Below are 22777 nucleotides of genomic sequence, written 5' to 3' on the forward strand. Positions count from 1 at the left end.
GCGCTCATCTTGGCGTGATCGAGGTCTTGTTCGACGGGCAGGTTCTGGATGGTGAGGGACATGATGGAACTCCTTGAGGGGGCTGGTCTGGCTTTGGTTTAGAGGGCATCGGGTGTTGCGCTCGCAGTCATATACGCATGGGGTGTGCCAGCCCAGGTGCCAGTCGCTCAGGGAATCATCAAGTCATTGAAAGCAAAGCAGAAATTTTTCTCTTGGCCGTTGTTTGCGGTTGCGGTCCATGTCCGCGCATGTCGGATGCCGACGTACATGTCCGCGGCAATCTGTTGGATTCCCGCGGACATGCGGCGGCACCGCCTTCAGGCATCGATCACAACACGCCTTGTTTGCGCAACGCTTCCATGTCACGCGGAGTCAGTCCGACGGCGGCGTAGATCTCGTCGTTGTGTTCGCCGACAGCGGGGCCGGTCCTCGGCGGCGCCGGTGTGTAGCCGGAGAAACGCGGCACCTGGCAAGGTGCGGGAACGGAGCCGAGGTCCGGGTCGGGCAGGCGCACGATCGCTTGCCGGGCCTGGAAGTGAGGATCTTCGAGGATGTCCTCGATCGAGAAGATCTTGCTGAACGGGATTTCCCGTGCTTCCAGGGCCGCGGCGACCGTCGGGTAATCGTTCGCGCCAAACCAGGCGCCGATGATGCCGTCGAGCGCTTCAAGATGCTGCACGCGCGCGGGGTTCGTGGCAAAGCGCGGATCGTCGGCAAGCTCGGGCCTGCCGATTGCCGCGCACAGGCGCCGGAAGATCGGGTTGGAAGACGCCACCATGGACACCCACTGGCCATCGGCCGTCGCGTACATGTTCGACGGCGCGGTATAGGTGGCGCGATTGCCCGCGCGCTGCCGGACCTGGCCAAGCTGCTCGTACTCGACGGCGAGTGGCTCCAGCAGCCGGAACAGCGCCTCGGTGGCGGACAGGTCGATCTCGCGGCCCGGTGCCTCCGGATCGAGCCGGCGTTCGGCGGCAGCCGTGGCAATGGCGAAGGCACCGAAGAGCCCGGCCATCACGTCCCCGGCCGGGTAATTCATGTGCAGCGGCGGCCCGTCGGCGTCGCCGGTCAGGTTGGTAAAGCCGCTCATGGCTTCGAACACACGAGCAAAGCCGGCGCGTGCGGCGTAGGGTCCGGTCTGCCCGAAGCCCGTCAGCCGCAGGATGATCAGGCGCGGGTTGGCGGCGCGCAGCGTGGCCGTGTCGAGTCCCCAGCGGTCCAGCGTGCCGGTGCGGAAATTCTCGACCAGTACGTCGAAACCGGGCAGCAGCCGCAGGAACAGGTCGCGGCCTTCCGGCTGCCGCACGTCCAGCGAGATGCCGCGCTTGCCGCGATTCGCGACCTTCCAGTAGAGCGGCAGGCCGTCCTTGACCGGCGCCAGTCCGCGCAGCGGGTCGCTGCCGTCGGGCAGTTCGAGCTTGACGACGTCGGCGCCCATGTCCGCGCACAACGTGCAGGCGAATGGTGCGGCGAGCACCGTGGCCATGTCCAGGATGCGCAGGCCGTGGAGCGGCCCATGGCTATCCTGCTGCGCGTGGGGCGGTGTGTGGGAATGCTGGCTCATGCATCCCCCTTGATGTCGCGTGCCTTGATCAGTGCCGCCAGCCGCGTCGCTTCCGACCGGATCAGGTTGTCGAACTGTTTGGCATCAAGCGCGAGGATTTCGGCGTCGAGCGCCATGAGCTTGTTGCGCACATCCGGTGTCGCCAGCGATGCTTGCAGCGCGGTACTGAGATAGTCGACGATGGCCGGCGCTGTGCGTGCATGGACCGCCAGGCCGTACCAGGATTGCACGAGTGCCTCGGGATACCCGGCTTCGGCGATGGTCGGGATGTCCGGCAGCGAGCGGGTACGGCGCGTGGCATTGACGGCAAGCGGACGCACGCGCTTCGACTGGATCAGCGGCAGCGCCAGGTTCTGCGACAGCAGCGCGAACTGCAGTTGTCCACGTCCGAGGTCCAGCACGGAAGGCGGCTGGCCCTTGTAGCCGATATTGGTGACGCGTACGCCGGTCGATTCGAAGAACAGCTCCTGTGCGAGATGGAGCGAGCTGCCCGTGCCTGGTACCGGAACGTTTACCGCACCGGGCCGGGTCTTTGCCCACGCCGTGAATTCCTTGAGCGTCTTCGCGGGCACGTCGCTGTGGACGACAAATACAGACGGCACCGCCGCCACCGCGCCGACCGCGCGGAAGTTCTGGATGCGGATGCCGGAATCGGGGTACAGGGTCGGAGCCGCCGCAAGCACCGGCGATACGCCGAGCAGCGTGTAGCCGTCCGCCGGCGCGCGCCACGCGAAGTCGATGGCGATGCGCCCGTCGGCGCCGGGCCGGTTTTCCACCACCACACGCTGGGGCAGGTCGATCGACATGCGGTCGAGCACGGCCCGCAACGTCACATCGACCACGCCACCGACGGGGTACGGCACCACGGCATGCAAGGGGCGGTCGGGAAATCCGCCGGGCCCTGCGGCGGTGGCCGCGCGGGCCAGCGCCGGCAGCCAGCCGGGAATGGTTGCCCCCAGCGCCGCCTGAAAGGCGGTCCTGGCGAATGTACGGCGGTCCATAGAGTCTCCTTCTGTTTATATCGTGTCCGGCTGGCCGTGTGCTCAGGCCGGCAGGTAAGAGCGAAGCTGGCCGAGGGACTGGCGCGTTTCCCGCACCAGCCGGTCCATGATCTGTGCCACGGGTTCGACTTCCCGCACCCAGGCGACGCTCTGTCCGGCCGCCTCGTACATCAGCGGGGCGATTTCATGCTGCTCGACGGCAGCCAGCAACCGGCCGGTCAGTGCCTGCTGGTAGGGCATGTCGAGCGGCGCCGGCGCATCGGGCGCCTCCCAGGCATCCGAGAATGCGCTGCGCACCACGCGGCATGGCTTGCCGCTGTGCGCACGGGTGATGACCGTGTCTTCGCTGGTCGCGGCCACGAGCTTGTCGGTCAGCGCAGCCGGCAGCCGATGCTCCGCGCTGCCCAGCCATACCGTGCCGAGCCACGCGCCTTGTGCGCCCATGGCCAGCGCGGCGGCAATCTGGCTGCCTGCGCCGATCCCGCCCGCGGCAAGCACGGGCCGCCCTTGTGCAGCGGCGATGATCTGCGGCACCAGCGTGAACGTGCCAACGTTGCCGGTATGCCCGCCGGCGTCGTAGCCTTGTGCTACCAGCACGTCCACGCCGGCTTCGATCGCTTTGCGCGCATGCTTGACCGCGCCCACGAGTGCGAACGTGGTCTTTCCCGCACGGCGCACCCGCGCAAGGCTTTCGGCCGGAGTGCCCACGCCGGCGGCAAAGACATCCATGCGGCTTTCCACGACGGCGGTGATCTGCTCTTCAAACAGCGCCTGCGAGCGCACGTACTGCGAAAAGAAGTTCCCCTCGGTGGCAGGCGGTACGTTGAAGCGATCGAACAGCCCATCGACAAATTGACGGTGTCCGTCCGGAATGGCCGCTGCCAGGTCTTCCGGCGTGGCGGCGCCGGGCAGCGCGGTCGGCAGCAGCAGGTCGACGCCGACCGGTGCGTCCGGGCACAGCGCGCGCAGGTCCGCCAGCTTGCGCGCCAGTTCGTTGGGGCCATCGCGCGCGGCGGCATAGACGCCGAGTCCGCCCGCGTTGGAAATGGCCGCCGCCACCTCGATGCTGTGCGCGAGTCCGAATACCGGATAGCGGATGCCAAGCTGCGCGCACAGGGGGTTGGTCAGGGAGTCGGCGGGAACGCCGTGTGCCTTCGATGCCATTACTGTGCTCCGAACAGATCCGGCTCGAAATCGAGGCACGGGTGCTGTGACATGGCCGACGCGGTCTTCATGACGTAGCGGCCGATCAGGTTCTTGTGGACTTCGCTGGTGCCCTCGCCAATCTGGTTCATCTTGGCGTCGCGCAGGAAGCGCTCGATCGGGTACGCGTTCAGGTAGCTGTTGCCGCCGAGCAGTTGTGCGCAATCGACCACGACGCGCATGCAGAGGTCCGTGCTGTGCATCTTGGCGATCGACGCGTGGATCGAGGTCTCGGCATCCTTGCGGTCGTAGCGCTGGGCGACGCTGTAGACAAGGCAGCGCGCCGCTTCGATGCGGGCGGCCATGTCGGCCATCATCCATTGAATGCCCTGGTGTTCGCCGACCGCCTTGCCGGAAACCTGCCGGTGGCCCGCGTACTGGGCGGCGATCTGCAGTGCGCCGGTCATGCGCCCGAGCGCAATGGCCGCATGGCCGACGCGCGCGCGCACCAGCGTGTCCTGCGCCAGCGCCATGCCCTGGCCCTCTTCGCCAAGCCGGTGGGAGTCCGGCACCCAGACGTCGTCGAGCCGCACTTCGGCGATCGGTACGCCATGCCAGCCGAGCTTGGGGATGATCGGCGAGACGGACAACCCTTCGGCGTCACGCGGGACGAGGAACGCCGTCAACCCCTTGCTGCCGCCAGGGCCGTCGGCGAGTGATGCCACCACCACGAACATGTCCGCCACGGTGGCACGCGTAATGAACTTCTTCACCCCTGTGAGCCGATAGCCGCCCGGATGGCGCGATGCCGTCGTGGACAGCCGTGCGAGGTCCGATCCGGCACCGGGCTCGGTCAGCGCGAATGCGGACTGCAGTTCGCCGCGGGCCAGTGCCGGAACGATCTGTGCACACAGTTCGGCGGAGCCACCGGCGACGATCGGCCGCGACGACAGGTCCGTGCCGGTGACGATCGACGCTGCGGTGCTGCACACGCGTGCAATTTCCTCGATGATCCTGACGCGCAGCAGCATGGACGCATCGGAGCCTCCGAGTTCACGCGGGAAGGCAGTGGCGATGACGCCGCTGTCGGCCAGTGTGCGGAACGTATCCCACGCGAATGCATCATCGCGGTTCACGGCATTGGCCTTGGGGCCAATGTTGTCCTGCACCAGTTGCTGCACACGGGCGAGCATTTCGGCATCCGCGGCATTCAAGGGTGCCAGCGGGTGGTCTTGTGCGGTCAGTGGCATGGGTCGTCGTCTCCTTGGTGTTGTCGGGGTAGTTGCCTCTTAAGATAAAGAGCCGATATCCTTGGATCAATGACAGATTGAGAAAGCAGGTTTCTCTTTATTGGAAAGCTGGAGTTGGCGCATGCAAGGGGAAGCGGAACACGAGCTCACGCTCAAGGCACTGGCCACATTCATTGCGGTGGCGCATGCGCGCAGCGTCTCGGGCGCTGCGGCGCAGCTGGGGCTCGCGCAGTCGGCTATCAGCCGGCAGATCAGCATGCTGGAAAAGACGTTCGGCGGCGCGCTGTTCTATCGCACGGGGCGCGGCGTGCGGCCGACCGCGCTGGCAGAGCAGGTGCTGGGCGATGCCGAGCCGTTGCTTTCGGGCGCGCGGCAACTGGTGGAATCGGCACGGGCGCAGGCTGGCAACGTGGCCGGCGTGCTGACGGTCGGCCTGGTGCCGGCGGTGGCGCCGCTGATGGCGACCCGGCTGTTCGCGACGGTGCAGGCGCGCATGCCGGCGGTGCGGCTGCGCATCGTCGAGGGCTACAGCGGTGACATCGAGGCGCGGCTGACCCAGGGGAGCATCGATCTGGCCGTGGTGAACCGCTATCGGGCCGAGGGGCGCAACAGCTATCGGCGCCTGCTCGAGACACCGCTGATGATCGTCGGCCGGCGCGATGCGATGCGTGCCCACTGGCGTGCGGCGGGTGGGGTCCCGGCGTCGGTGCAGCTGCGCCAGATTGGCGGGCTGCCGCTGGTCCTGCCGGTGCCGCCGAATGCGATCCGCAGCCTGCTGGAGGAGTTGGCCGGCGCGCAGGACATCAGCCTGGAGGTCTGCATGGAAGCGACTTCGTCGGTCGTGATCAAGCGCATGGTGATGGATCACGCGGCGTTTACCGTGCTGCCTTACCACGCGATCAGCGCCGAACTGGAAAGCGGCGCGTTTGAAGCCGTGCCGCTGGCGGACCGCGCCTTGCGCCAGACCGTCGTGCTGGCCACGAGCAGCCAGCGCCCGTTTACCGAGGCGGCTCGCCGGGTCGCGCAGATGATCCCCCGCATCGCTGATGCGCTGATCCGCGAAGGCCTCTGGCGGCGCTGAAACGCCGCCTGTCGCGGATAGCTGTCCCGGCAGCGATCAGTCGGCCGTGATGTTCTTCGCCTTGATGATCTTGCCCCAGTACTCGGTATCCTTCTTGACCAGCGCCGCCAGTGCCGGTGGATCCATGTAGCGCGCTTCGATGCCAACAGTCTCGGCGCGCTTCTTCGTCTCGGGCTGGGCCAGCACGGTCTTCAAGGTATCGGTCAGCTTGGCGATGACCTCGGGCGGCGTGCCCGCCGGCGCGAACAGGGCGACCCATGCCTCCAGTTCGAAGCCGGGCAGGCCTGCCTCGGCCGTGGTCGGCACGTTGGGCAGCATCGGGTGGCGCATCTTGCTGGTGACGGCCAGCGCCTTGAGCTTGCCGGTCTGGATATGGCCGATCACCGATGGCGGCGTGGTCATGAACACCTGCACCTGACCACTGAGCACGTCCTGGATGGCCGCACCGGAACCCTTGTACGGCACGTGCGTCATCCGCGTTTGCGTGGTCTGGCAGAACAGCTCGGTACCCACATGCGACAGAGAGCCGTTGCCCTGCGAGGCGTAGTTCACCTTTCCCGGATTCTGCTTCAGGTAGGCAATGAACTCCTTCAGGTTGTTCACTGGCAGCGAGGGATTCACCGTGATCACGTTGGTAGCCGCGGCAATCAGGCCCACCGGCACAAGGTCTTTCTGGTCCCAAGGCAGCTTGGCGAACATGGCCGGGTTGCCCACGTGGTAGGCGGAATAGGAAGCCAGCAGCGTATAGCCATCCTTCGGCGCGCGCGCGACCAGCTGGTACGCGATATTGCCGCTGCCGCCCGCACGGTTGTCGATGACGACGGCCTGCCCGAGCTGGCGCGCCAGCGCGTCGGAGACCAGGCGCGCGGAAGTATCGACGACGCCGCCCGGCGGATTGGGCACGACGATCGTCACGGGCTTGGTGGGGTAGGCAGCGCCCTGCGCCAGTGCAAACGGCGCGGCGAGCGAGGCGCCGAGGGATAGCGCGGCAGTGCAGAACTGGCGGCGGTCGGGCATGGCGGGTCTCCTTGGTCTTGTCTTGGTGTTATGAGTCCGGATTCTGCGCCGAAGACACGAGCCTTGCCATGGGGATGGTACCGAGGCGCCACCGCGCAGGCGGCGGTCGGCCGCTTGGCCCTTGCGGGGCCTTCTGCTATACCACCAGACATTGCCATGCAGGAGGAGTCCATGCCGCTTGTTTTCCGACCTGCACGCGTTGATGAACTGGCCCGTGCCGAAGCACTGGTGACCCGCAGCATCAACGACCTGACCGCCCGCCACGGGTTCGGGGCGATTGCCACGTCGCGGTCTCCGGATTTCCAGTCGTTCTGCCTTCGGGACGATCCCCGCGGCACGTGGCTGGCAGAGGACGATGGCGAGATTGCCGGCTTTGCGCAGAGCTGGGTGAGCGGGCGGCTCTGGTTTCTGGCGGAACTGTTCGTGGCACCGGGCCGGCAGGGACAGGGCATCGGCAACGAGTTGCTCGATCGCACACTCCAGCATGCTGGCCAGGCGGGGGCCACCGAGAAGAGCCTGATTACCTTTGCCTTCAACGTCGTGTCGCAGGGGCTGTACGTGCGGCACGGCATGCTGCCGCGAGTGCCGATTCATTTGTGCACTGCGGAGCGGGCGTCATTGGCAGGGTACGCAGGTGGTCCCGCGCTTCGCGCGACGCCGATCGGCACGAGTGCCGCCGACCTCGACACGCTGCAGCGGCTCGACATCGCGACACTGGGGGTTTCGCGAGAGACGCATCACAGGTATCTGCTGGCCGATCCGAGGATGCGAGGCGTCTTTCTCGAAGACGAAGGCGAGCGCGTCGGCTACGCGTACGTGGCCGCGTCGGGCCATGTAGGTCCCCTGGCGGTCATGGATGCACAGGCGATGCCCGGTGCATTCCGTGCGGCACTGGCTTTGGCCGTCGCGGGGGATGCAAGGCAGGTATCCGTGTTCGTTCCCGGGACGAGCGACGCGCTGGCGATCGCGGCCAGCCAGGGCATGCGATTCACGCTTCCGATGGTGCTGATGTCGACGGGCGATTTCGGCGACTGGACGCGCTATCTCCCACGAAACCCGGGCTTCATGTGAGACCGCCTTAACGCTCCCTCTCGTTACGGCCATTGATGCGTAACAGAAAAAAGACCGCACGAGGCGGTCTTGAAATGAGCCGGGCGGCCGGACGCCGGCTCGTAGGAACGGAGGGCGGAACCGCGACGGGTTCCGCTGCCCCGGAAGGACTTAGTGCTGGAGCGCCTGAACGATGCCGCCGACGTTGTTCAGCATGTTGCTGACGGTCTTCATGTCGACGTTGGTGCGGGTCGAGGCATCCACTTGCGTGACCGGGGCCACGATGGTGTTCGGGCTCGCGAACGAGACGCCAGCGCCGCCGGTGATGGCATTGATGCCGGAGTTCACGAAGACGCTGCCGCCGCGCACGGCGCCCATCTTGGCGCTGTCGAGGTCTTGTTCGAGCGGGAGGTTCTGGATGGTGAGGGACATGATGATCTCCTGGGTAGGCTGAGTGAGCTGAAGGGCTAGAGGCTGGATTAGTGCTGCAGGGCTGCGACCATGCCGCCCAGGTTGTTGATCGTGTTGGTCACGGTCTTGATGTCGACGTTGGTGCGGGTCGACGCATCGGCTTGCGTGACCGGAGCGAAGATCGTGTTGGGGCTGGCGAACGATACGCCGCTGCCGCCGACGATGGCGTTGGTGCCGGAGTTCACGAAGACGCTGCCGCCGCGTACGGCGCCCATCTTGGCGTGGTCAAGGTCTTGTTCGAGCGGCAGGTTCTGGATGGTGAGGGACATGATGATCTCCTGGGTAGGCTGAGTGAGCTGAAGGGCTAGGGGCTGGATTAGTGCTGCAGGGCTGCAACCACGCCGCCCAGGTTGTTGATCGTGTTCTGCACGGTCTTGATGTCGACGTTGGTGCGCATCGAAGCATCGACCTGCGTAACCGGAGCGAAGATCGTGTTGGGGCTGGCGAACGACACGCCGCTGCCGCCCACGATGGCGTTGGTGCCGGAGTTCACGAAGATGCTGCCACCGCGTACGGCGCTCATCTTGGCGTGATCGAGGTCTTGTTCGACGGGCAGGTTCTGGATGGTGAGGGACATGATGAAACTCCTTGAGGGTGCTGGGCTGACTTTGGTTTAGAGGGCATCGGGTGTTGCGCTCGCAGTCATATACGCATGGGGTGTGCCAGGCCCTGTCCCAGTCGCCAGAATATTTTTAAGTAATTGAAAATAAAGGAATAAATTTGATCTATCCGGCCGAGGTTGGGGCATCTGGCGCCGGGGCATGTTGGATCTCGGCAGACACATTTTGAGAACCCGTTCGTATCGGGCAGACAGGATCGCCAGGACATCCGCGTAGAGACTGACGAAGGCGGGTTCCGGTCGCTGGCATTGCCCGTCATCGCGCATGTGAGGACCCATACAGCCGCAGTGCATGCGCGCGGAGGGTTGGCAGCCGCAAAGCAAAAAGACCGCCGAGGGCGGTCTTTGAGGAAGCCGGCGTTGAAGGCCGGCTCGTGGCCAGGACAGCGGAACCTGAGCCGGTTCCGCTGTCCCGTCAAGGCATTCAGTGCTGCAACGCCTGAACGATGCCACCGACGTTGTTGATGGTGTTCGTCATGGTCTTCAAGTCGACATTGGTGCGTGTCGACGCATCGACCTGCGTGACCGGAGCGAAGATGGTGTTGGGGCTAGCGAATGACACGCCGCTGCCGCCGACGATGGCGTTGGTGCCGGAATTCACGAAGATGCTGCCACCGCGTACGGCGCCCATCTTGGCGTGGTCAAGGTCTTGTTCGAGCGGCAGGTTCTGGATGGTCAAGGACATGATGGTCTCCTGGGAAGGCTGGATGAACGGATCGACTGGATGGGGAATTAGTGCTGCGCGGCCTGCACGATGCCGCCGACGTTATTGAGCAGGTTGTTGACGCTCGTGAGGTCGACGTTGGTGCGGGTCGAGGCATCGACCTGGGTGACCGGGGCGACGATGATGTTGGGGCTGGCGAAGGACACGCCGGAGCCGCCCATGATCGCGTTGATGCCGCTGTTCAGGAACAGGCTGCCGCCGCGCACGGCGCTCATCTTGGCGTGATCGAGGTCTTGTTCGACGGGCAGGTTCTGGATGGTGAGGGACATGATGGAACTCCTTGAGGGTGCTGGGCTGACTTTGGTTTAGAGGGCATCGGGTGTTGCGCTCGCAGTCATATACGCATGGGGTGTGCCAGCCCAGGTGCCAGTCGCTCGGGGAATCATCAAGTCATTGAAAATAAAAGGGAAAAATCTTTTTAGTGGTGGCAAAGCCCGCCGATTCCATGCCGTCCTATGTTGGCCCCCATCAGACAGGTTCCGATACACGTGTCTGTACTGCACAGACAAACACCAGCACGAAGGCGGCGCTAGAATGTCCTCCTCTTCCTTGAGGGGAACGGTATGAAGAACACCGGGTTGCCGGACGGCAGATCTGCGTCCGAACTGATCGACGAGAGGATCCGCGAACTGGGCGACTGGCGCGGCGATATGCTGGGCCGTATCCGCGAGCTGATCCGGAAAGCCGATCCGAAAGTTGTCGAGGAGTGGAAGTGGCGCGGCGTGCCGGTGTGGGCGCACGACGGCATTCTCTGCACCGGCGAGACGTACAAGAACGTCGTGAAGATGACCTTTGCCAAGGGCGCATCATTGCCGGACCCATCGAAGCTCTTCAATTCGAGCCTGGAAGGGAATACGCGGCGCGCCATCGACATCCACGAGGGCGAGGAGATCGACCAGCCGGCGCTGAAGGCGCTGATCCAGGCGGCCGTGGCGCTGAACCAGTCGAAGAAGAAGCGCTGAGAGCGCGAGGTTCAGGCGAGTTCGCGATAGCCGTGCAACCGCGCAGTGCGTGCCATGTGCGCAATCGGTTGATAGTGGCTCACGCGGGTCGGCACGATGCCCTCCAGGCGCAGCCGCGTGCGCAGACCGGGATGGCTGCGCAACACGGCAAGCATTGCCGACCGCACGCGTTCCACCAGCGCCGCACTGGCGTGGCGTGAGGCGATGAACGGCAGGCCGGGCACCGCCGGCGTGGCTGCAATCTGCCGCAGGCCAGCCACAAGTTCCGGCTGGTGCTCGCCAGCAAAGGCCAGCGTCACGCAATCGATGGCGGCCACATCGGCCTTGCCTTCCGTGATGGCTGCCAGCGATGCGAGATGCGAGCCTGTGTGGATGACTTCCCCGAAGAATCGCTGCACACGCGCCAGCGGTGCCACGGCATGGCGCAGGGCGTTCATGCCGCTGTGCGAGTCGGGGCTGTTGCAAGCTGCACGCGCGCCGCGGCACGCGGACAACGTGGCAGGCCCATTCCCGGCTCGGACGACAATCGCGCTGCGATAGGTTTCCTGTTCACAGCCCGGCACCGCGAACTGCGGCGTGCCGATCAGACGCACGTGACGGGCGAGCCCGTGCATCAGCGGATAGCCGCAGGTCTGCGACAGCAATACGTCGTCGCGCCGCCAGAACGCGTGGAGCGCGGCCGGCCCGGTGCCAGGATCTTCGGTGGCCAGCGTGACCGGCGAGTCGCCTTGGGCCAGCGCATCGGCCACCAGACCGATCAGCGTGGCCCAGTCCTCGCGCAGCGAGGCCGATACGTTGTACATGGGCAGCGCGGCCACCCAGCGCTTGGGCTCAGCCATGGTTGCCGGACAGCGAAGCGCGCCCGTCAGCGGGACTGCGGAACAACGGATGCGCCACGGGCGCGACCGCGCGCAAGGCGTAGTTCGCCAGCCATTCGCGATAGCCGCGCACCAGGAAGCCTTCGTTGCGGACAAGGTAGTCCGCGGCACGCCGGCGATAGACCCCGGCCAGCGCAAACCATGGTACCGACGGCAGATCGTGGTGAACGAGATGGTAGTTGTTGTTGAGAAACAGCAGCCGCCACGCCAGGCCCGCGTCATTGATGACGCTGCGCGCCGCGCGCGAATCGCTTGCACGGTGCTCGTAGAACGACCGGATCGCAGCGAGCGACCATGCGGGATAAGCCACTGCGGCGAGCATCAGCCAGGCCGGGATGCCGCAGGCAACCTGCAGCCAGGCGAGGAGCGTTGCCAACGCGAGCAAATGCGCGAGCCACATCGGCACATCACGCCAGTCGCCCGATCGCAGCTTCACCATTTCGGCCGTGACAATTGCGACGATCGAAAACGCAGGCTGCAAAAGGAGTCGCCCCGCAAGCGTATTGCGAAACGCGTAGAGCCGGCGCATTGCCGGCCCGGTGGCGTGCCAGTCGGTGGCGTAAAGGAAGTAGCTCTCCGGGTCGGTGTCGGGGTGGGTCAATTCGGCTTCGTGGTGCTGCAGATGCAGGCGGCGGTACAGCCCGTACGGCAGCCAGATCCCTAGCGGCGCGGCACCCAGCAGCGCATTGAGCCAGAGCAGCCGCGTCGGATGCCCGTGCAGCAACTCGTGCTGCAGGGACAGGTACCAGGTCGTGCACAGGGTCAGCAGGATGCAGGTCAGCGGCAATCCCAGCCGGTTTGCGTGGATAGCCACGCCGAACCAGGCCGCGTACACGGCGGCAATGAGAATCCATGTCGGCAGCTCGGTCCGCCACAGCCAGTGGCGGGCGGCGTCGGCAAGCTCCGTGCGCTGTCTTTCGTCGAGATAGGTTGCCATGAGAGTCGAATGCGCGGCGGGACGAGTTCGCAGCATACGAGGGCGCGACCGGTGCACGAACGAACAAATGCCGATAACGATATGAGCGTCGGGAGGCAAAGCGCACATGGGCCGGGAATGTGCTTCAGGTGGCGCTCAGGCAAAGCTAGAATGCGCGTTCCGCATCCACGTGAGGATTCGCCGTGACCCGACCCACCAAGACCGCCCTGTTCGCCGCCGCGAAACGCTGGGACAAGGCCACGGCAGGCGCCATCCTGCGCGCGGATCCCGCGCTGGTTTCGGCCATGGACCCGAAAGGCCGGACGGCCTTGCATCTCGCGTGCGCGGTCGCCCCGGGCAAGTCGCCGGACCTGGGCGAAGCCGATGGCATCGGCACCGTCACCGAGCTGCTCCGTGCGGGCGCCGGTCTCGAGCACGAGGTGCCGATGGACGAGGACGAAGGCGATTTTCGCGCCACGCCGCTCTGGTATGCGGTCGCGCGTGGCGAAAACCTGCCGCTGGTCAGATATCTGCTGAAGCAGGGCGCCGACGCGAGTTACTCGCTGTGGGCAACGGTCTGGCGCGACGACGACGAGATGATGCGCTGGCTCCTGAAGGCCAAGCCGCGCCTCGATCTGCGCGCCCACGGCGAGACGCCGGTGTTCTATGCTGCCAGGCTGCAGCGCCTGAAGACGCTGGCCCTGCTGCTGGATGCCGGTGCGGACCCGTCGATCGCCGACGACCAGGGCCGCAACGCGCTGGACATTGCCCGTGCGCGGCGCTTGCCCAAACCCGTGATTGCGCAGCTGGAGGCGCGGATCGCCTGACGCCATCCGCCATGCCGGAACCGCTACCGAGGCGCGGGCCGGTGCTTGGTTTCCTGGAGGATTTCGGTCATGGCGTCGATATCCACCGGCTTGACCAGATGCCCGTCGAAACCGGCGCGGGCCGTGTCTTCCTTGATGCCGGGATCGCCAAAGCCGGTGAGCGCGTAATAGCGGGTGTGATGCAGGTGGGCGTAGTCGCGCAGTTCGCGGACCAGCTCGAAGCCATCCATATCCGGCATGGCCAGGTCGATGAGCGCGACGTCGGGCGTGAAATCCTCGACGCTGCGTAGCGCCGTCACGCCGTCGTAGGCAACCTTGACCGAGTGCCCGGTCATCTGCAGCAGCAGCCCCATGCTGTCGGCAGCATCGCGGTTGTCGTCGACCAGCAGGATGTTGAGGCCTTCCTGCGGACGGCGCAGCAAGGGCGCCATCGATGTCCGCGGTTCGGTGATGATCGGAAGCCGGATCGAGAAGGTGCTGCCCAGGCCAATCCCCTGGCTGGCGGCACTGATCGATCCCTCATGCAATTCGATGATCGAGCGGCACAGCGACAGCCCGATACCCAGCCCGCTGGAACTGGTCTGGCCCGGTTGTCCGCCTTGCACGAAGAGGTTGAATACCTCGGACAGGTTTTCCGCGGCGATGCCGCAGCCCTGGTCGGCAATCGTCAGTTGTCCGATGCGGCCGTTCAGGCTGCAGCGCAAGGTGATCGTCGTGCTCTCGGGGGAAAACTTGGACGCGTTGATCAGCAGGTTCTGCAGCACCTGCGCCAGGCGCGTGAGATCGCCGAAGACCTGGAAATCCGAATCGTCGAGTTGCACTTCAATGCGTTGCGACCTGGCCTCGATCGCGGGCATGCTCCCTTCAATGGCAGCCGCGATCACCTCGCGGATCGGGATGACCGAGCGGCGCAGTTCGAGCTTGCCCGCGGCAATTCGGCCGACATCGAGCAAGTCGTCCACCAGCCGGGTCAGATGCCGTAGCTGGCGGCCGACGATGCCCAGATTCGCCTTGACCAGAGATAGATCATCCGGCGCGCGCTCCATGATCGACGTGGCGCTGTACATAGGTGCAAGCGGATTTCTCAGTTCGTGGGCCAGCGTCGCCAGGAACTCCTTCATCCGGCGCGCAGAAGCCTCGACCTCCTCAAGCCGCTTGCGTTCGCTCATATCCCGCGTCACTTTGGCGAAGCCGCGCAACTGGCGATGTTCGTCATAGATGGCGGTAAGCGTGACACTGGCCCAGAACAGCGAGCCGTCCTTGCGTATCCGCCAGCCCTCGTCCTGCACGCTGCCTTGCTCGCGCGCCCGCTGGATCAGTCGCTCCGGCTTGCCGGCGGCGACATCTTCGGGCAGATAAAACGTCGAGAAATGCCGGCCGACGATCTCGCTGCTCCGATAGCCCTTGATCTGCGCAGCGCCTGCGTTCCAGCTCACGACGTTGCCGCGCGGATCGAGCATGAAGATCGCGTAGTCCTTGACGTTCAGGACCAGCAGCCGGAAGGTCTCTTCGCTCTCCCTTAGCTTGGCCGCGTCCTGCATCTGGTCGGTGATGTCCCGCGTGATCTTGGCAAAACCTATGATTTCACCAGCTTCGTTGTGCAGTGCGGTGATCACGACATTGGCCCAGAATCGCGTCCCGTCCTTGCGCACGCGCCAGCCTTCGTCTTCAACGCGGCCATGGCGCCTGGCCAGTTCCAGCTCCTTCTGGGGCCAGCCGCGCGAGATGGCGTCTTCAGGGTAGAAGCGCGAGAAATGTGAGCCAATGATCTCTGAGGCCTCGTAACCCTTGATCCGTTGCGCACCGCGATTCCAGCTCGTGATCGTGCCGTCCGTATCGAGCAGGAAAATCGCGTAGTCGGAAATCGTTTCTACCAGCGTGCGAAAGATATCGTGCCGCTCAATGGCGGGGCGAGGGCTGGAAGGGCGTCCGGAGTCAGACATGAACAGGCATGGGCAGGGGCTGCCGTAATAGTCGCCGAAAGCGGCACGGGTTGCTGTCGGACGCAATCCTACAAGTTAGTGCATCGACATCGTCTGAGCAAATTGCGAACCTGCGCCGGGCGAATGCCAGGCGCCCGCCCCACGGCCCAATCAGCGCTTCACCGGTTGCCCAAGCATCGGAGGTGCTGGCGGCGGCAGTGGCGTCGCCACCGGTTCGAGGCCGGTGCTACTGACGATCGCGGCTGCTGCCCGGGAAGCCAGGAAGCTGACAAACCGCGAGGTGGCCGCTGATTGTCGGCCTGCGATCGTTCCGGCCGAGAAAAAGACCTTCTGTTGCAGCTCGTCTGGCAACGGGCCGACGTAATCCAGCTCCTTGAACGGCAACAACTCGCTGACCTGCTGGAACCCGATTTCCGCATCGCCACGGGCTACCACGGTGCCGACACGCTCACTGTAGATCTTGTGGGCCTTGTCCTTGATCTGGTCCGCGACGCCCAGCCGCGGAAACAACTCGCTGGAAAGATAGGTGCCGCTGGCACTGGCGGAGTAGGCGATTGACCTGGCCTGGAGCAGAGTCTGCTTCACCGCTTCTGTGCTGCTGATATCGGGTTTTGGCGTGCCCTTGCGCACGGACATGCCGATCAGCGAGCGCGCAAGGTCAACCCGGCTGCCCGCGGCCACTTTGCCGTCCGCTACCAGCTTGTCGAGCCCCGAGTCCGCCAGGATCACCACATCAAAGGTTTCCCCTCGCGCCAGCCGGCTGGGAATGGAATCGGCGGCATTGCCCATCGATGCACCGTAGGCGGTGATGACGTGGTCCTGCGTGGCGGCCTCGTACAGTGGCACGAGTTTCTGGTACGCGGCCGTAAAGCCGCCCGAAGTAATGACGCGGATTTCATCCGCCCATGCCGGACTGGCCAGCCAAACTAGCAGAACCAGCGCGCCATGCCTGGCCGCAGAGGTTGTGAATTTCATGTGGTCTCCTTGAGCGACGAATGCGGGCCGGGCCGCGCCTCAGTCTTCTTTCATGCTGGCCGCACGTGCGATCGGACCGAGGCGGGCCTTTTCGTCTGCCAGGAACTTGGAAAAGTCAGCGCGCGTCCCGCCCATCGGCTGGATGCCTTGCGGGATCAACCTGGCACGCAGTTCCGGCGACTTGATCGCGGCATCGATGGCCTTGTTCATCTTGTCCAGAATCGCCTCAGGCGTGCCGCGCGGGGCGAAGACCCCGGACCAATGGCCGATAAAGACGCCGGGATAGCCGAGTTCGGCCGTGGTGGGCACGTCAGGCATCGCGGCAATGCGCGTATTCCATGTCGAAGCGATGGCGCGAAGCTTGCCGCCCTTCACCTGCGGAAGCACCACCACACTGGCCTCCGACGTCGCGTCGACCTGCTTGCCGACCACGGCGACCATGCCCTCCGACCCGCTCTTGTAAGGAATGATCTCAACCTTCACGCCGGTCGCCAGCTTCAGCATCTCCCCGACAAAATGCGGCGTGCTGCCGGTGCCCGCCGTAGCGAAATTCAAGCTCTTGTTCCCCTTGCCGAGGGCGACGAGGCCCTTGAGATCCTTGATCGGCGAGTCAGCTGGCACCACGATAATGGACGGACTGACCGCCAGCAGGGAGACGGGCACCAGGTCCTGTTCCTTGTACGGCAGATGCGCCTTGATCATGGCATTGGTGATCACGCCGCCTGCCGGCGCCAGGAAGGTATAGCCGTCCGGGGCGGACTTGGCGACATAGTCGGCACCCAGCACCGAACCAGCGCCAGGCTTGTTTTCCACGATGATGGGCTGGCCCAGTTGCTTGGACGCCGCGTCGGCCACGGCGCGAGCTACCAGGTCGTTAGCGCCGCCCGGACCAAACGGTACGACAAACTTTACGGGCTTTGCCGGCCACGTTTCAGCGGTCGCGGTCGCGGTCACGGCGCATGCGGCAAGTGCCAGGGCGAGTCCCAGCTGGCGAATGGCGATTTTCAAGGTATGTCTCCGGTCGTGTTTGGTGTTTATTTCGCGGCACCGTCGACAGGTGCTACGTGGACATTGCAAGGGTATTCAGAGACGATTAATCTGTGAATTGCAATGTTCTGAAGAATCGATGCATGTCACGCATTAATTTCGGCCTGGAAGACCTGCAGGCATTTGTTGCGACCGCAGAAAAGGGCAGTTTCCGCATGGCTGCGGAGGCGCTCCACATTTCGCAGCCAGCGCTGAGCCGGCGTATAGAAAAGCTGGAAATGACCCTTGGCTCACGCCTGCTTGAGCGCACCACGCGCCGTGTGGACATGACCCATATCGGACGGCAGTTCCTGGAGGAGGCGCGCGCAGCGCTGGACATCCTCGATAGCGCGGTACTGCGACTCGGCGACGAGGTTGCGCTCCAGCGCGGACTGGTGACCGTGGCAGCCATACCCTCCGCGGCGCTGCATTTCCTGCCCCATGCCATCCGTCGGTTTGGCAGCCAGCATCCGGGCGTGCGCGTGCGCGTGATCGACGAGAGCGCGAATGCCGTACTGGCCAGCGTCTTGTCGGGAGAGTCCGATTTCGGTCTCAACTTCGTGGGTGCCCAGGAGCCCAACATCGAATTCCGCGCCATCCGCGCCGAGCCATACCGGCTGGCATTGCGGCGGGACCACCCGTGGGCCGGACGAGATTGCATTGCCTGGGAGGAACTGGCGGGCCAGAGGATGGTGAGCGTGTCGAAGCAAAGCGGCAATCGCGCCTTGATCGAAAATGCCATCGCTCACCTCAAGCGACGTCCCACTATTCACTACGAAGCCAACCACGTTGTTGGCGTGCTGGCCCTTGTCGAGGCTGGCCTGGGGATGGCCGTGCTGCCTGGCATGGTGCTGCCGCAGGATCATCCACGGCTTTGCGGCATCCTGCTGGTCGAACCTTCCGTGGATCGGGTCCTGGCGCTGATACGGCGCCGAGACAGGCCTTTGCAGCCTGCTGCAGAGGCCTTGTATGAAACGCTGACTTCGGACACGGCCGCAGCAACCTGAAGCCAGCCGATACGGGCTGTCACCCGATTTCCGGGCTTAGGCGCGATGTCGTCCCGCGCTTCTCACCACACTGCGGACCGACGCCAGGAATCGCTCGACCGTAGGGGGACAGGTATCTGCGCTGCAGACGAATTCAACATCAAGCTGGACATTCAAGTCCTTCAGCGCCACCAGGTGTACGGTCGGCGGACATACTGGCCTTACGCTGGCGGGCACGAACGCACATCCCATGCCTGCGGCTACCAGCCCGAGGATCGTCGGGATGTCGGTGCCGATCTGGGCGATATTGGGGACGAAGCCGGCCCTGGCACATGCGGCGATCAGCGCGTCGTGCTGTGGAGCAGAGCGGTCGCGACTGAACCAGATGAATGTCTCGCTGGCCACATCGGCCAGACGCTCCGGGAGCGATGCCGCCTGTGCCGACGCGCTGGGCAGGGCCAGCACAAAGCCGTCGCGCAGAAGGCGAACCCCACGCAGCGTTGCATCTTCCTTGGGACGCCAGGCCATGATGCCGCCGTCCAGTTCCCCGTTGCGAATGGATTCTGCCTGCTGCAGCGACAGCATCGGTTCGACGGACAGCATCACGTCGGCCTGATGGTCCCGGAAGTGTCCGAGGATCGCGAGCGTCTCGGGCAAGAAGAGATAGTTCGGCAGCACGCCGATCTTTAGTGTTCCGCTGAGTCCCTGACCAATCTGGCTGGCGCGCTCGCACGCATCGGCCGCGTCGCGCAGGATTTGCCTGGCGTCGAGAAGAAAACTGGCGCCGGCAGGGGTAAGTTCCACGCCCCTGGTGTGCCGGACAAACAAAGGCGTTCCCACTTGATTTTCGAGATCCCGGATCTGACGAGACAACGCGGGCTGCACGATGTTTAGCGCGCGCGATGCCGCGATGATGCTCTGCGATTCCGCGACCGCGATGAAGTAACGAAGATGGCGCATTTCGATCGTTCGCATTCCTGTTTCCGGACGAATGGATGATGAAGCGAGCACCGAGCGGCTCGATATACCAGAAAAGTATATCGGGTGATATCAAATGGTATTTGAATGCATAAAGGCGTATGCCTATCCTATGCCCTTCTAGTTGACCACGAACGGGAAGCCGGGGTACCTCCAACGTCTCGGTCTGATGAGGAAAGCGTTCTTATGAATCTGCATATTGAAACCCCCCTGGTGGAGTCGCGCCCTTTGAGCGTTCTTGCTGGCCGAAGGGTGTGGCTCAAACTTGAGGCCTTGCAGCCACCGGGCTCGTTCAAGATCAGGGGAATCGGCCACGCATGCCAAACCTATGTGGCCCGGGGTGCCAGGCGTTTTGTCTCTTCCTCCGGCGGGAATGCGGGGCTTGCCGTGGCATATACCGGGCGCCGTCTCGGCGTTCCGGTAACGGTAGTCGTGCCGGAAACCACAACGGATATGGCCAGGAAGCTTCTTTGCATGGAGGGAGCCGAGGTCGTCGTCCACGGCGGCTCCTGGCAAGAGGCTAACCAGCATGCGCAATCGCTGCTAGGCCCGAATGATGCCTTCCTGCATCCGTTTGACGATCCGCTGCTGTGGCATGGGCACGCCTCCATGATCGACGAGGTTGCTCAGGCGGGATGCAAGCCGGACGCGGTGGTGCTGTCCGTAGGCGGAGGCGGCCTGCTCTCTGGCGTCGTAGAGGGCCTGCACCGTAACAAATGGCATGACGTGCCGGTCCTGGCAGTCGAAACGGAAGGCGCTGCTTCGTTTCACGCAGCAGTCAGGGCGGGTCATTCGGTTGAACTGGAGCGATTAAGCAGCGTTGCTACGTCGCTCGGCGCCAAGCGTGTCTGTGAGCAGGCTTTGAGATGCGCCGCCGCGCATCCCGTCCAAAGTGTCGTAGTTTCGGACCGGAGTGCACTGTCTGCCTGCGAACGCTTCCTGGCGGATCACCGTATTTTGGTGGAACCTGCTTGTGGTGCAAGCCTTGCCGCAGTCTATGATCGTGCCCCGGCACTGGAAGGCCACGACAACGTCCTGGTGATTGTATGTGGAGGTGCCACCGCGACGATCGATCAAATCCGTGCGTGGGGCAGGTCGTAATATCCGCGACGCAGACCTCGCACGTACTGACATCAACGGGCAGCACCGGGGGCCGAGGCTGGACCGGGCACTTCTGTGCCGAGGTTCTCGCGCAGAAGTGCGGTGTGCGAAGGTGCCTCAGAACAGGTGGCGAACCCCCGCCATCACGCCCACCCGCGTCGTGCTGTGGATGTCGGTGACCGGCGTCCCGCCCCAGTACTCCGTTTCCCGCCCGACCGTGCCGCCGCGCGCGAAGGTGGCGTCGGCCTCCAGGAACAGGCTCGTGCGTTTGGACAGCGCATAGTCGGCCACGGCCGAGACCGCGTCGGCATTGCCGCTGCCCAGCGGGATCGGCGTGGCCTGGAACTGCGTCGTCACGTTGCCGCTCTGGTTGTAGCGGTAGTACGCGCCCGACAGGTGCAGGGCCGGCGTGACCTGGTAGCCCAGGCCGACGAAAGCGATGCCGAAGCGGGCGTCCGGCGTGGTCTCGCGCCGGCCCATGTAGCCAACGTAGCCCGTGGCGTTGCCGATCACGTACGACGCACCGACCGAGTAGTTGTGCAGCGTGTTGTCGCCGGTGCCCGGGCGTTGCTGGTCATAAGCCACGCCGAAGGACAGCGGCCCCTGCTGGTACATGACCCCGCCGCCAAACGTTGCCCCGCGCGCCGTGCTGCCGGGGCGCTCGCCGAAGCCGTAGTCGAGCTGGACACTGACCGGGCCGATCGTCTTCTTGTAAACCACGCTGTTGTTGACCCGGTAGCCCTGGAAGAAGATATCGCCGCCCGTATAGAGCGGGTCGGACCAGAAATTGCCCCAGCTCTGGTCGAGCGGATCGAAGGCCCAGCCGATATTGTTCAGCGCGTTGTACTGGCGGCCGAAGGTCAGGGCGCCCCAGTCGCCGGAGAGTCCGACGTAGGCCTGGCGGCCGAACAGTGCGTTGTAGGCGGTCTTGCCGTCGTCGGTGCCAAAGCCGTTTTCCAACAGGAAGACGGCCTTGTTGCCGCCGCCGAGATCCTCGTTGCCTTTCAGGCCCCAGCGGCTGCCGCCAATGCCGCTGGAAACGAGTTCCGTCTGGTTGTTGTGTTTTCCGTCGATATTCGACGTGTAGCGCACGGCGGTGCTGACGACGCCGTAAAGCATCACGTTCGACTGGGCATGGGTGGTGGAAGGCAAAGCGGCAGGCAGCAGGGCGCCCGCCAGCAGCCAGAGGCTGGCTGATTTCCTCATCGGGTCTCCTCGGGAGGGGTGGCGGCCGGCGTTTCGTGCGCCGGCCTTTCTTGTGTTGTGGCTTACAGGTCGAGCACCAGCTTTGCGCCCTTCGCTCGCGACACGCAGATCATCATCGTCTTCTGTGCCGCCTTTTCCTTGTCGCTCAGGTATTGGTCGAAGTGGATGGCCTCGCCTTCCAGAATGCGGGTCTCGCAGGTGCCGCACGCGCCTTCGCGGCACAGGCATTCGACCGGCACGGTGCTGTCCCGCTCGATGGCTTTCAGGATCGACTCGCCGGCGGCGACCTCCACCGTCTTGCCGGATTTCGCCAGCACCACGGTAAAGGCATCGCCGGCCTGTTCCGGCGCGGCGAACTGTTCCCAGTGCACGCGCGACGGATCCAGGCCCACGTCTTGCGCGGCCTGGCGCACGGCGTCGATCAGCGGGGCGGGGCCGCAGACATAGACATGCGCGCCGGCCGCCATGCCGCCCAGCAAGCCGGACAGGTCAAGCTTCTGCCCCTTGCTGTCGACGTAGAAGTTGACGTTGCCCCCGGAAGACTGCTGCGTGAGTGCCGCCAGTTCATCGCGGAACGCGCCGTGCTCGTCGGCACGGAACGCGTAGTGCAACTCGTGCGACGCACCGCGCTTGCGCAGTTCGTGCATCTGCGACATGAACGGCGTGATGCCGATGCCGCCCGCGATCAGCACGTGGTGGTGCGCGCCATCATCGAGCGCGAACAGGTTGTTCGGCGTCGTGATGGTCAGCGCGTCGCCCTCGGCGACCTTGTCGTGCAGGAACGCGGAGCCGCCTTTCGACTTCTCCTCGCGCCGCACGCCGATCTGGTAGCTGCCGAGCGCGTCGGGCGAGCTCATCAGCGAGTAGGCGTTGCTGTACTGGCGCTCGCCGTCGCGCATCTGCACGATGACGTGGCTGCCGCCGGTAAAGGGCGGCAGTTCGCTGCCGTCCACCGCTTCCATGGTGAAGCGCTTGATCAGCGGGGTCACGTGTTCGATGCGCGACACCCGCACCTGGAGGGTCTGGTAGGGATTGCCCATGCTGCTGTCTTCCGGATGT

At 64.7% G+C, this 22777-nt stretch carries 24 protein-coding genes; 6 read left to right on the plus strand and 18 right to left on the minus strand.

The window, feature by feature from the left end:
- Positions 1-328 precede the first annotated feature (328 nt).
- From KHO41_RS35230 to KHO41_RS35245, 4 genes are read right to left on the minus strand one after another with little or no spacing between them, the layout of a single operon-like run.
- The gene (locus tag KHO41_RS35230; RefSeq protein ID WP_211957857.1) at positions 329-1564 is read right to left on the minus strand and encodes a CaiB/BaiF CoA transferase family protein; all 1236 of its coding nucleotides are present in this window, start codon (positions 1562-1564) and stop codon (positions 329-331) included.
- Positions 1561-2565, minus strand: a complete 1005-nt coding sequence (locus tag KHO41_RS35235) for a Bug family tripartite tricarboxylate transporter substrate binding protein (RefSeq protein ID WP_211957858.1) — start codon at positions 2563-2565, stop codon at positions 1561-1563. The genes KHO41_RS35230 and KHO41_RS35235 overlap by 4 nt, the downstream gene beginning before the upstream one ends.
- 42 nt (positions 2566-2607) lie before the next feature.
- On the minus strand, positions 2608-3729 hold the full coding sequence (locus KHO41_RS35240) for an NAD(P)H-dependent flavin oxidoreductase (protein ID WP_211957859.1): 1122 nt from the start codon (positions 3727-3729) through the stop codon (positions 2608-2610).
- Complete coding sequence (locus KHO41_RS35245) at positions 3729-4958, minus strand: acyl-CoA dehydrogenase family protein (RefSeq protein WP_211957860.1); 1230 nt, start codon at positions 4956-4958, stop codon at positions 3729-3731. The genes KHO41_RS35240 and KHO41_RS35245 overlap by 1 nt, the downstream gene beginning before the upstream one ends.
- A gap of 121 nt (positions 4959-5079) precedes the next feature.
- Here KHO41_RS35245 and KHO41_RS35250 point away from each other — a divergent pair, with 121 nt between their 5' ends.
- Positions 5080-6039 (plus strand): LysR family transcriptional regulator, encoded by a 960-nt coding sequence (locus KHO41_RS35250; protein ID WP_211957861.1) that lies wholly within the window; start codon positions 5080-5082, stop codon positions 6037-6039.
- Positions 6040-6075: 36 nt separating this feature from the next.
- On the opposite strand, the gene KHO41_RS35255 is transcribed toward KHO41_RS35250, so the two are convergent.
- Positions 6076-7056 carry a Bug family tripartite tricarboxylate transporter substrate binding protein gene (locus KHO41_RS35255; RefSeq protein ID WP_211957862.1) on the minus strand — a complete coding sequence of 327 codons (981 nt, stop codon included), beginning with the start codon at positions 7054-7056 and terminating at the stop codon, positions 6076-6078.
- A 171-nt stretch (positions 7057-7227) separates the two neighbouring features.
- Here KHO41_RS35255 and KHO41_RS35260 point away from each other — a divergent pair, with 171 nt between their 5' ends.
- Positions 7228-8127 carry a GNAT family N-acetyltransferase gene (locus tag KHO41_RS35260; RefSeq protein WP_211957863.1) on the plus strand — a complete coding sequence of 300 codons (900 nt, stop codon included), beginning with the start codon at positions 7228-7230 and terminating at the stop codon, positions 8125-8127.
- Positions 8128-8277: 150 nt separating this feature from the next.
- Here KHO41_RS35260 and KHO41_RS35265 read toward each other — a convergent pair whose 3' ends face one another.
- The 5 genes from KHO41_RS35265 to KHO41_RS35285 all read right to left on the minus strand — a co-directional run bounded on the left by KHO41_RS35265 (position 8278) and on the right by KHO41_RS35285 (position 10189).
- The gene (locus KHO41_RS35265) at positions 8278-8538 is read right to left on the minus strand and encodes a hypothetical protein (RefSeq protein WP_211957864.1); all 261 of its coding nucleotides are present in this window, start codon (positions 8536-8538) and stop codon (positions 8278-8280) included.
- Positions 8539-8585: 47 nt separating this feature from the next.
- Positions 8586-8846 carry a hypothetical protein gene (locus KHO41_RS35270; RefSeq protein WP_211957865.1) on the minus strand — a complete coding sequence of 87 codons (261 nt, stop codon included), beginning with the start codon at positions 8844-8846 and terminating at the stop codon, positions 8586-8588.
- Positions 8847-8893: 47 nt separating this feature from the next.
- Positions 8894-9154 (minus strand): hypothetical protein, encoded by a 261-nt coding sequence (locus KHO41_RS35275; RefSeq protein WP_211957866.1) that lies wholly within the window; start codon positions 9152-9154, stop codon positions 8894-8896.
- A gap of 466 nt (positions 9155-9620) precedes the next feature.
- On the minus strand, positions 9621-9881 hold the full coding sequence (locus KHO41_RS35280) for a hypothetical protein (protein WP_211957867.1): 261 nt from the start codon (positions 9879-9881) through the stop codon (positions 9621-9623).
- Positions 9882-9928: 47 nt separating this feature from the next.
- Entirely contained in the window at positions 9929-10189 is a 261-nt protein-coding gene (locus KHO41_RS35285; protein WP_211957868.1) for a hypothetical protein, read from the minus strand.
- Between the two features lie 294 nt (positions 10190-10483).
- On the opposite strand from KHO41_RS35285, the gene KHO41_RS35290 reads away from it, so the two are divergent.
- Positions 10484-10882 (plus strand): DUF1801 domain-containing protein, encoded by a 399-nt coding sequence (locus KHO41_RS35290; protein WP_211957869.1) that lies wholly within the window; start codon positions 10484-10486, stop codon positions 10880-10882.
- A gap of 11 nt (positions 10883-10893) precedes the next feature.
- On the opposite strand, the gene KHO41_RS35295 is transcribed toward KHO41_RS35290, so the two are convergent.
- Together KHO41_RS35295 and KHO41_RS35300 are read right to left on the minus strand one after the other, a co-directional pair.
- Complete coding sequence (locus KHO41_RS35295) at positions 10894-11721, minus strand: phosphate/phosphite/phosphonate ABC transporter substrate-binding protein (RefSeq protein ID WP_244874177.1); 828 nt, start codon at positions 11719-11721, stop codon at positions 10894-10896.
- On the minus strand, positions 11714-12697 hold the full coding sequence (locus KHO41_RS35300; protein ID WP_211957870.1) for a fatty acid desaturase: 984 nt from the start codon (positions 12695-12697) through the stop codon (positions 11714-11716). Before KHO41_RS35300 ends, KHO41_RS35295 begins: the two co-directional genes overlap by 8 nt.
- Before the next feature lie 182 nt (positions 12698-12879).
- Here KHO41_RS35300 and KHO41_RS35305 point away from each other — a divergent pair, with 182 nt between their 5' ends.
- On the plus strand, positions 12880-13503 hold the full coding sequence (locus tag KHO41_RS35305; protein ID WP_211957871.1) for an ankyrin repeat domain-containing protein: 624 nt from the start codon (positions 12880-12882) through the stop codon (positions 13501-13503).
- Positions 13504-13526: 23 nt separating this feature from the next.
- Here KHO41_RS35305 and KHO41_RS35310 read toward each other — a convergent pair whose 3' ends face one another.
- From KHO41_RS35310 to KHO41_RS35320, 3 genes are all read right to left on the minus strand, one after another.
- Entirely contained in the window at positions 13527-15446 is a 1920-nt protein-coding gene (locus KHO41_RS35310; protein ID WP_211957872.1) for a PAS domain-containing hybrid sensor histidine kinase/response regulator, read from the minus strand.
- A 150-nt stretch (positions 15447-15596) separates the two neighbouring features.
- Positions 15597-16421, minus strand: a complete 825-nt coding sequence (locus KHO41_RS35315) for a substrate-binding domain-containing protein (protein ID WP_211957873.1) — start codon at positions 16419-16421, stop codon at positions 15597-15599.
- A 39-nt stretch (positions 16422-16460) separates the two neighbouring features.
- Positions 16461-17429 (minus strand): tripartite tricarboxylate transporter substrate binding protein, encoded by a 969-nt coding sequence (locus KHO41_RS35320; protein WP_211957874.1) that lies wholly within the window; start codon positions 17427-17429, stop codon positions 16461-16463.
- A 122-nt stretch (positions 17430-17551) separates the two neighbouring features.
- Here KHO41_RS35320 and KHO41_RS35325 point away from each other — a divergent pair, with 122 nt between their 5' ends.
- Positions 17552-18454: a LysR family transcriptional regulator gene (locus KHO41_RS35325; protein WP_211957875.1), complete on the plus strand. Its 903-nt coding sequence runs from the start codon at positions 17552-17554 to the stop codon at positions 18452-18454.
- A 36-nt stretch (positions 18455-18490) separates the two neighbouring features.
- Here KHO41_RS35325 and KHO41_RS35330 read toward each other — a convergent pair whose 3' ends face one another.
- Positions 18491-19408 carry a LysR family transcriptional regulator gene (locus tag KHO41_RS35330; protein WP_211957876.1) on the minus strand — a complete coding sequence of 306 codons (918 nt, stop codon included), beginning with the start codon at positions 19406-19408 and terminating at the stop codon, positions 18491-18493.
- A 189-nt stretch (positions 19409-19597) separates the two neighbouring features.
- Between KHO41_RS35330 and KHO41_RS35335 the strand changes: the two genes are divergently transcribed.
- Positions 19598-20512 carry a pyridoxal-phosphate dependent enzyme gene (locus tag KHO41_RS35335; RefSeq protein WP_211957877.1) on the plus strand — a complete coding sequence of 305 codons (915 nt, stop codon included), beginning with the start codon at positions 19598-19600 and terminating at the stop codon, positions 20510-20512.
- Positions 20513-20629: 117 nt separating this feature from the next.
- On the opposite strand, the gene KHO41_RS35340 is transcribed toward KHO41_RS35335, so the two are convergent.
- Together KHO41_RS35340 and KHO41_RS35345 are read right to left on the minus strand one after the other, a co-directional pair.
- Complete coding sequence (locus KHO41_RS35340; RefSeq protein WP_211957878.1) at positions 20630-21718, minus strand: porin; 1089 nt, start codon at positions 21716-21718, stop codon at positions 20630-20632.
- Between the two features lie 62 nt (positions 21719-21780).
- Complete coding sequence (locus tag KHO41_RS35345; protein WP_211957879.1) at positions 21781-22758, minus strand: PDR/VanB family oxidoreductase; 978 nt, start codon at positions 22756-22758, stop codon at positions 21781-21783.
- Positions 22759-22777 lie beyond the last annotated feature (19 nt).

This window comes from Cupriavidus numazuensis, from assembly GCF_905397435.1.
Taxonomy (GTDB): Bacteria; Pseudomonadota; Gammaproteobacteria; order Burkholderiales; family Burkholderiaceae; genus Cupriavidus; species Cupriavidus numazuensis.

Bases quoted from the DNA above. Each gene is read 5' to 3' on its own strand.
- KHO41_RS35230 (WP_211957857.1), bottom strand. From the start codon at position 1,564: ATGAGCCAGCATTCCCACACACCGCCCCACGCGCAGCAGGATAGCCAT.
- KHO41_RS35235 (WP_211957858.1), bottom strand. From the start codon at position 2,565: ATGGACCGCCGTACATTCGCCAGGACCGCCTTTCAGGCGGCGCTGGGG.
- KHO41_RS35240 (WP_211957859.1), bottom strand. From the start codon at position 3,729: ATGGCATCGAAGGCACACGGCGTTCCCGCCGACTCCCTGACCAACCCC.
- KHO41_RS35245 (WP_211957860.1), bottom strand. From the start codon at position 4,958: ATGCCACTGACCGCACAAGACCACCCGCTGGCACCCTTGAATGCCGCG.
- KHO41_RS35250 (WP_211957861.1), top strand. From the start codon at position 5,080: ATGCAAGGGGAAGCGGAACACGAGCTCACGCTCAAGGCACTGGCCACA.
- KHO41_RS35255 (WP_211957862.1), bottom strand. From the start codon at position 7,056: ATGCCCGACCGCCGCCAGTTCTGCACTGCCGCGCTATCCCTCGGCGCC.
- KHO41_RS35260 (WP_211957863.1), top strand. From the start codon at position 7,228: ATGCCGCTTGTTTTCCGACCTGCACGCGTTGATGAACTGGCCCGTGCC.
- KHO41_RS35265 (WP_211957864.1), bottom strand. From the start codon at position 8,538: ATGTCCCTCACCATCCAGAACCTCCCGCTCGAACAAGACCTCGACAGC.
- KHO41_RS35270 (WP_211957865.1), bottom strand. From the start codon at position 8,846: ATGTCCCTCACCATCCAGAACCTGCCGCTCGAACAAGACCTTGACCAC.
- KHO41_RS35275 (WP_211957866.1), bottom strand. From the start codon at position 9,154: ATGTCCCTCACCATCCAGAACCTGCCCGTCGAACAAGACCTCGATCAC.
- KHO41_RS35280 (WP_211957867.1), bottom strand. From the start codon at position 9,881: ATGTCCTTGACCATCCAGAACCTGCCGCTCGAACAAGACCTTGACCAC.
- KHO41_RS35285 (WP_211957868.1), bottom strand. From the start codon at position 10,189: ATGTCCCTCACCATCCAGAACCTGCCCGTCGAACAAGACCTCGATCAC.
- KHO41_RS35290 (WP_211957869.1), top strand. From the start codon at position 10,484: ATGAAGAACACCGGGTTGCCGGACGGCAGATCTGCGTCCGAACTGATC.
- KHO41_RS35295 (WP_244874177.1), bottom strand. From the start codon at position 11,721: ATGGCTGAGCCCAAGCGCTGGGTGGCCGCGCTGCCCATGTACAACGTA.
- KHO41_RS35300 (WP_211957870.1), bottom strand. From the start codon at position 12,697: ATGGCAACCTATCTCGACGAAAGACAGCGCACGGAGCTTGCCGACGCC.
- KHO41_RS35310 (WP_211957872.1), bottom strand. From the start codon at position 15,446: ATGTCTGACTCCGGACGCCCTTCCAGCCCTCGCCCCGCCATTGAGCGG.
- KHO41_RS35315 (WP_211957873.1), bottom strand. From the start codon at position 16,421: ATGAAATTCACAACCTCTGCGGCCAGGCATGGCGCGCTGGTTCTGCTA.
- KHO41_RS35325 (WP_211957875.1), top strand. From the start codon at position 17,552: ATGTCACGCATTAATTTCGGCCTGGAAGACCTGCAGGCATTTGTTGCG.
- KHO41_RS35330 (WP_211957876.1), bottom strand. From the start codon at position 19,408: ATGCGAACGATCGAAATGCGCCATCTTCGTTACTTCATCGCGGTCGCG.
- KHO41_RS35335 (WP_211957877.1), top strand. From the start codon at position 19,598: ATGAATCTGCATATTGAAACCCCCCTGGTGGAGTCGCGCCCTTTGAGC.
- KHO41_RS35340 (WP_211957878.1), bottom strand. From the start codon at position 21,718: ATGAGGAAATCAGCCAGCCTCTGGCTGCTGGCGGGCGCCCTGCTGCCT.
- KHO41_RS35345 (WP_211957879.1), bottom strand. From the start codon at position 22,758: ATGGGCAATCCCTACCAGACCCTCCAGGTGCGGGTGTCGCGCATCGAA.